At 30.8% G+C, this 6,871-nt stretch carries 7 protein-coding genes; all 7 read left to right on the top strand.

Going from position 1 to position 6,871, the window contains the following annotated elements; genetic code table 11:
• Positions 1-417: 4Fe-4S binding protein (locus ABY298_RS05985; protein ID WP_372745099.1), on the top strand; the 417-nt coding region annotated here is incomplete at its 5' end.
• 4 nt (positions 418-421) lie between these two features.
• Positions 422-946: an NADH-quinone oxidoreductase subunit J gene (locus tag ABY298_RS05980; protein ID WP_372745098.1), complete on the top strand. Its 525-nt coding sequence runs from the start codon at positions 422-424 to the stop codon at positions 944-946.
• Positions 943-1,260: an NADH-quinone oxidoreductase subunit NuoK gene (gene nuoK / locus ABY298_RS05975; protein ID WP_372745097.1), complete on the top strand. Its 318-nt coding sequence runs from the start codon at positions 943-945 to the stop codon at positions 1,258-1,260. The genes ABY298_RS05980 and nuoK overlap by 4 nt, the downstream gene beginning before the upstream one ends.
• 94 nt (positions 1,261-1,354) lie before the next feature.
• A complete protein-coding gene (locus ABY298_RS05970) occupies positions 1,355-1,735 on the top strand; it encodes a GxxExxY protein (protein WP_372745096.1) in 381 nt (126 codons plus the stop codon).
• A 55-nt stretch (positions 1,736-1,790) separates the two neighbouring features.
• Positions 1,791-3,710, top strand: a complete 1,920-nt coding sequence (gene nuoL / locus ABY298_RS05965; RefSeq protein ID WP_372745095.1) for an NADH-quinone oxidoreductase subunit L — start codon at positions 1,791-1,793, stop codon at positions 3,708-3,710.
• 219 nt (positions 3,711-3,929) lie between these two features.
• Positions 3,930-5,417 carry a NuoM family protein gene (locus ABY298_RS05960; protein ID WP_372745094.1) on the top strand — a complete coding sequence of 496 codons (1,488 nt, stop codon included), beginning with the start codon at positions 3,930-3,932 and terminating at the stop codon, positions 5,415-5,417.
• A gap of 44 nt (positions 5,418-5,461) precedes the next feature.
• Positions 5,462-6,868 (top strand): NADH-quinone oxidoreductase subunit N, encoded by a 1,407-nt coding sequence (locus ABY298_RS05955; RefSeq protein WP_372745093.1) that lies wholly within the window; start codon positions 5,462-5,464, stop codon positions 6,866-6,868.
• Positions 6,869-6,871: the final 3 nt, after the last annotated feature.

Genomic DNA, 6,871 nt, shown 5'->3' with positions numbered 1-6,871 from the left:
ACCGGAAAGTACTTTTTAACCTCAAGAAAAGGAGCCATTACACAACAATATCCTGATAACCGAGAAACATTAAAAATGTTTGAACGTTTTCGAGGTGAAGTTGTAATGCCTCACGATGAAAATAATGAACATCGTTGCACTGGTTGTCAAAAATGTGAATTGGCTTGCCCTAATGGTTCTATAGAAATTATTTGGGACCGTCAAATTGATCCTGAAAGTGGCAAAAAGAAAAAAATGATAGACAAACACATTTACCATTTAGGCATGTGTACTATGTGTGGGTTATGTATTGAAGCTTGCCCTACTGATGCTATTGTTTGGGCTCAAAATTTTGAAAATTCAGTATACGACAGATCTTATTTGACCAAAGTTTTAAATCAACCAGGCTCTAAATTAAAAGCTGGTGTAGAAGAATAAGCATATGGAAAAAATTATATTTTACATTTTAGCGTTGATAATGATTGTTTTTGCAATTGCTTCGGTAACTAGCAAAAAAATGCTTCGCTCTGTTATTTATTTATTGTTTGTTTTGTGTGGGATTGCAGGGATTTATTTCTTAATAGATTACAATTTCTTAGCAGCTGTTCAATTAACTGTGTATGCCGGAGGAATTATAGTTTTAATAATTTTCTCAGTGGTTTTAGTTCATCATATTGAAATGGAACTAGAATTAGCAAAAAGATCAAAACAAATTTTAACGGCTTTAGCCTGTTTAATTGGTTTAGGTGTCTTTTTAACCACTATTTACGGTCATCAATTTAATGTTGTTGAAAATTCAGTAACAACATCAACCGAAGATATTGGACTTGGATTATTAAGCTACGAAACTGGTGGATTTATTTTACCATTTGAGGTAATTAGTGTTTTACTACTAGCTTCTATGATTGGTGCAATTGTAATTGCAAAAGGGAAAAAACTAACCGACAAAAATGATACAACATTATGATAGCCGGAATTAGCATATACGAAATTTTAACCGTTACCTCTATCCTATTTTTTATTGGTGTGTACGGTTTTATTACCAGAAAAAACTTGATTTCAATTTTAATGTCAGTTGAATTAATATTAAATGCATCAGTTATAAATTTTGTTGTTATCAATAAATATTTATATCCAGATATGTTGCAAGGCGTTTTCTTTTCAATATTTATTATTGCTGTTGCCGCTGCAGAAACTGCCTTGGCTGTATCAATAATTATAAACCTTTACAGACAAATTGCTTCTGTAGAAGTTAAGGACACTGAAATTATGAAATATTAATATTGAAGTTTGAAGTGGTCAAAAAATTATAGCTTTATTAACCTACTATTTAATAACCACAGAGAACACAAAGATTACACAAAGAACACTGAGAATGACAGAAAATGATATTGCAACAAAAATTATTGGCTGTGCCATTGATGTTCATAAGAGTTTAGGTGCAGGTTTGTTAGAAAGTGCATATCAAGAATGCCTTTATTACAAACTTAAAAAAGAAGGGTTAACAGTTGAAAAAGAAAAGCCAATGCCGCTTGTTTATGAAAATGTAAAATTAGAATGTGGATACAGGATAGATTTACTTGTTGAAAACAAAGTTGTGATTGAACTAAAAAGCGTTGATTCATTAAATGATGTCCATATGGCTCAAACACTAACATATATGAAATTAGGTAATTATAAATTGGGTTTATTGATTAATTTCAATGTAACTTTATTAAAACAAGGTATAAAAAGAATTATAAATGGTACTCTGTAAAACTCTGTGTTTAACTCTGTGCGCTTTGTGGTAAAAAATTAAAACTCATGAAAATATGAATTTTACATACGTAATATTAATCCCATTAATTCCACTAGCAGCTTTTTTACTGCTTGGAATTTTTAATAAAAAAATAAAACCAGCTATTTCTGGATACATTGGTGTTGCAGGATTATCTGTTTCAGCAGCCTTATCTTTTTATACAGCTTATCAATACTTTTTTGTAGTTGGAAAAGTTGATGGCGTTTATCAAACATTTGTTGAAAAAACAACGTGGATGAACTTTACAGATACCTTAGCAATTGATATGGGTATTTTAATTGATCCTATTTCAGTAATGATGTTAATTGTTGTTTCAATCATATCATTAATGGTTCATATTTATAGTAGAGGCTATATGAAAGGTGATGATGGTTATACCCGCTTTTTTGCCTTTTTAGGTTTATTCTCCTTTTCTATGTTTGGTTTGGTATTGGCAACAAACTTATTCCAAATTTATATTTTTTGGGAATTAGTAGGCGTTTCATCTTATTTATTAATTGGATATTATTACACAAAAACCTCAGCAGTTGCTGCAGCAAAAAAAGCATTTATTGTAACGCGTTTTGCAGATTTAGGTTTCTTAATTGGAATTTTAATTATTGGCTATTATACAGGAACATACGATTTTCAAACATTAAATAATCCTGAAGGAAATGCTATTTTAAGTTGGGCATCAACTTCATTTATGGGATTATCTATTACTACTTGGGCTTTAATATTAATATTTATGGGTGGCGCTGGAAAATCAGCCATGTTTCCACTACATATTTGGTTGCCTGACGCTATGGAAGGCCCAACTCCTGTTTCTGCATTAATTCACGCAGCAACAATGGTAGTTGCTGGTGTATATTTAGTAGCCAGATTATTTCCAATGTATTATTTTGTTGAAAATGGTTTTGCCTTAAATGTTGTTGCTTATGTTGGTGCTTTTTCTTCCTTATTCGCCGCAATCATAGCAATTACTCAAACTGATATAAAACGAGTATTGGCATTTTCAACAATGTCACAATTAGGTTACATGATGTTAGCCTTAGGTGTTTCTGGATATGATGGACACGAAGGTGTTGGTTATATGGCTTCTATGTTCCACTTATTTACACACGCCATGTTTAAAGCCTTATTATTCTTAGGTGCTGGTTCTGTAATTCACGCTGTACATAGTAACTATTTAAAAGATATGGGTGGTTTACGTAAGTATATGCCTATTACACATATTACATTTTTAATTGCCGCTTTAGCAATTTCTGGAGTATTTCCTTTATCAGGATTTTGGAGTAAGGACGAAATTTTAGTAGCTGCTTTTGAACACAACAAGCTAATTTATTTTGTGGGTGTTTTTGTAGCTGGCTTAACTGCTTTTTATATGTTCAGATTGTATTTTGGAATTTTCTGGGGAAAAGACACACAATACAAACATGCACCACATGAGTCACATATTTCAATGACATTTCCTTTAATGGTTTTAGCATTCATAAGTCTTATTGGTGGTTTTATTCCTTTTAGTGAATTAATAACCGCTGATAGAGTTGGCTTTGAAGCGCACTTAAATATTCCTTTAGCAATTGTTGCAACTGTTGTTGGTTTAACTGGAATTGGATTAGCGTACGTTTTCTATAAAAAGGAAAATGATTTAGCAGACAGATTTGCAAATGCCTTTGGAATGTTTTACAAATGGGCAAACAACAAATTTTATTTCGATGAAATTTACATGTTTGTTACAAAGAAAATAATATACAAAAGAATCGCTTGGCCAATAGCTATTTTCGATAAAAAATATGTTGATGGAACAATGGAAGGAATTGGTAATAAAACGGTTGTAATTTCTGAAAAAATTAAAAAAATACAATCGGGTAAAGTACAAGATTATGCCTTTGGTTTTATTGCTGGAGTTGTAGTTTTAGCATTGGTTTTTATTTATTTGTTTAGTCAGTAGAGAATGGTCAAAAGCCAATAGAATTGTACATTCAAGTGGTTTTTCAAAATAAAATGAAGAAAAAAATAATTAATAAAAATTTAAATGACAAATATTAAAAATTTCGTCAACCTGAACTTGATTCAGGTTCTCATAAAGTTGAGTAGAAAATATGATGAGATTCTGAATCAAGTTCAGAATGACGGTTTGATAAATAATTTGAAATTAATTTAAAAAAATATGGATATTTTATCACTCTTTGTCGTTGTACCTGTTTTAACAATCTTAATTTTAGGATTTACAAAAGGTTTAAAACAAGCGCGATTAGTTTCAATGGTTGGAAGTATTATTCAACTAGGAATGGCAATCAATTTACTTTTTGCTTATTTTAAAGAAAGAGCCATTAATAAGGATATTATGGTTTTTACCAAAGATTATATTTGGTTTGAACAATTTAATATACATTACGCTATTGGGGTTGATGGAATTTCGGTTGCCTTATTACTGTTAACCGCAATTGTAGTGTTGGCTGGCGTTTTTATTTCTTGGAAAACAGATGATTTACCAAAAGAATTTTTTATATCTCTTTTAGTACTTTCAACGGGAGTTTACGGATTCTTTATTTCAATAGATTTATTTACAATGTTCGTTTTTTACGAAATTGCCGTAATTCCAATGTATTTGTTAATAGGTATTTGGGGCTCAGGTCCAAAAGAATATTCTGCAATGAAATTAACGTTAATGTTAATGGGAGCTTCTGCAGTTTTATTAGTTGGGGTTTTAGGAATCTATTTTAATTCAAATGCCGATGGCGGTGCTTTAACTTTTAATATTTTAGAAATTGCACAAGTAGATATTCCTTTTGAAGCTCAAAAATTATTTTTCCCTTTAACGTTTATTGGCTTTGCAGTTTTAGGAGCTTTATTCCCATTTCATACGTGGTCACCAGATGGTCACGCATCGGCACCAACAGCAGTATCTATGTTACACGCTGGGGTTTTAATGAAATTAGGTGGTTACGGTGTTTTTAGAGTGGCTATTTTTTTATTACCTGCCGGAGCAATTCATTGGGATTGGTTTTTTATAATTTTAGCTGCAACCGGAGTAATTTATGGAGCATTTGGCGCTTTAAAACAAACCGATTTAAAATATATTAATGCATATTCATCGGTAAGTCATTTAGGAATGGTGTTATTTGCTTTATTAATGCTAAATAAAACTTCTTGGAACGGTGCTTTAATGCAATCGCTTTCTCACGGATTTATGACAGCTTTATTCTTTGCTTTAATAGGGATGATTTACGGAAGAACGCATACCAGAGATATTACCAAGTTAGGAGGTTTATTAAAAGTAATTCCGTTTATTTCTGCAATTTATGTAATTGCTGGTTTGGCTTCTTTAGGTTTGCCTGGTTTTAGCGGATTTGTTGCTGAAATGAACATATTTGTTGGAGCTTTTCAAAACGAAGGAATGTTTTACAGAGTGGCAACTGTTATTTCAGTTTCAGCAATAGTAGTTACCGCAGTATACATTTTAAGAGTGGTTGGAATTATGTTAATGGGACCTGTAAAAAACAGCGAATATTTACAATTAGAAGACGCAACTTGGTACGAGAAAACTGGTATTTTATTATTGCTTATTCCAATTATAGGAATGGGTGTTGCACCACTTTGGTTGAGTGATATGCTTTTAGAAAGTATACAACCGTTTATTCAAGGAATATTATAAAATTAAAACAGATAACTAAAATGAATTTTAGTAACTTTTTATTAATGAGACAAGAAATTTTACTGCTAGCAATTACTTTATTGCTATTGATTGGTGAAATTTTTATAAGTAAAAACAAAAAAAGCAGCTTGGTACATTTGGCTATCTTTTTATTTGGAATTCATACTGCAGTTGGATTTTTTCATATTGATGAATGCAGTGTTTTTGGAGGATCGTTTCAAACAAATAATTTAATTCACTTTTTTAAAAATGTGTTAAACATTGGTGTATTTATTTTATTATTACAATCTGCCGATTGGATTCAAGAAAAAATAGTTGATGAAAACAGTGGTACAGAATTCTTTATTTTATTATTCTCATCGTTATTAGGAATGTATTTTATGATTTCTGCTGGTGACTTTTTAATGTTTTATATTGGTTTAGAATTATCAACTTTACCAGTTGCTGCACTTGCTGCATATGAAACTACAAAAAGAATTTCAAGTGAAGCAGGTATTAAATTAATTCTTTCAGCAGCATTAGCTTCAGGAGTTTCATTATTTGGTATTTCGTTATTATATGCAACTTCTGGCTCTATCTTTTTTAACAATATTATTGAAGTAATTGTTTCAAACAACTTAACAATTTTAGGATTTATTTTATTCTTTGCAGGTTTATCATTTAAAATATCTTTAGTTCCATTTCATTTTTGGACTGCCGATGTGTACGAAGGTGCGCCAATTAGTGTTGCATCTTATTTATCAGTAATTTCAAAAGGTGCAGCTGTATTTATTTTAATGATTTTAATGTTTACTATTTTTAAACCATTAATGCATGTATGGGAAAATATGGTATATGTTGTTGCTTTGGCAACTATGTTTGTTGGTAACTTATTTGCATTACGTCAACAAAATATGAAACGCTTTTTAGCATTTTCATCTATTGCGCAAGCGGGTTTTATATTATTAGGTTTAATAACTGGAACCCAATTAGGAACAGCAACAATTGTTTATTTTGTAATGATTTATATTTTCTCAAACTTAGCAGCTTTTGGAGTTGTACAAGCAATTTCCTTAAAAACGGGCAAAGAAAATATGGATGATTATAACGGCTTGTACAGAACAAATCCTTACTTAAGTTTGGTAATGATGCTAGCTTTATTTTCATTAGCAGGAATACCACCTGTTGCAGGATTTTTTGGTAAGTTTTTCTTATTTACGGCAGCCGCAAGTAAAGGTTTTTATTTATTAGTGTTTTTAGCGGTTGTAAACGTAACTATCTCTTTATATTATTATCTTTTAGTTGTAAGAGCTATGTTTATCAGAAAAAATGAAAATCCTATTCCGTTTTTTAATAATAAATTATATATGAAATTGGGCTTGCTTATTACGGTAATTGGTATTTTAGTTTTAGGATTGTACAGCCCACTTTACGATTATATTTATGAATTAAGTTGGATTTACGGAGCTTAATTA

The sequence above is a fragment of the Lutibacter sp. genome (assembly GCF_041596795.1).
In the GTDB taxonomy this organism is placed as follows: Bacteria; Bacteroidota; Bacteroidia; order Flavobacteriales; family Flavobacteriaceae; genus Lutibacter.
Note: the sequence above shows the minus strand (reverse complement) of the source record. Positions and strands in the feature narration are given on the sequence as shown.

What these genes read in the sequence shown, in the direction of transcription:
- ABY298_RS05955 (WP_372745093.1), top strand. Translation starts at nt 5,462, where the DNA reads ATGAGACAAGAAATTTTACTGCTAGCAATTACTTTATTGCTATTGATT.
- nuoL (WP_372745095.1), top strand. Translation starts at nt 1,791, where the DNA reads ATGAATTTTACATACGTAATATTAATCCCATTAATTCCACTAGCAGCT.
- nuoK (WP_372745097.1), top strand. Translation starts at nt 943, where the DNA reads ATGATAGCCGGAATTAGCATATACGAAATTTTAACCGTTACCTCTATC.
- ABY298_RS05970 (WP_372745096.1), top strand. Translation starts at nt 1,355, where the DNA reads ATGACAGAAAATGATATTGCAACAAAAATTATTGGCTGTGCCATTGAT.
- ABY298_RS05960 (WP_372745094.1), top strand. Translation starts at nt 3,930, where the DNA reads ATGGATATTTTATCACTCTTTGTCGTTGTACCTGTTTTAACAATCTTA.
- ABY298_RS05980 (WP_372745098.1), top strand. Translation starts at nt 422, where the DNA reads ATGGAAAAAATTATATTTTACATTTTAGCGTTGATAATGATTGTTTTT.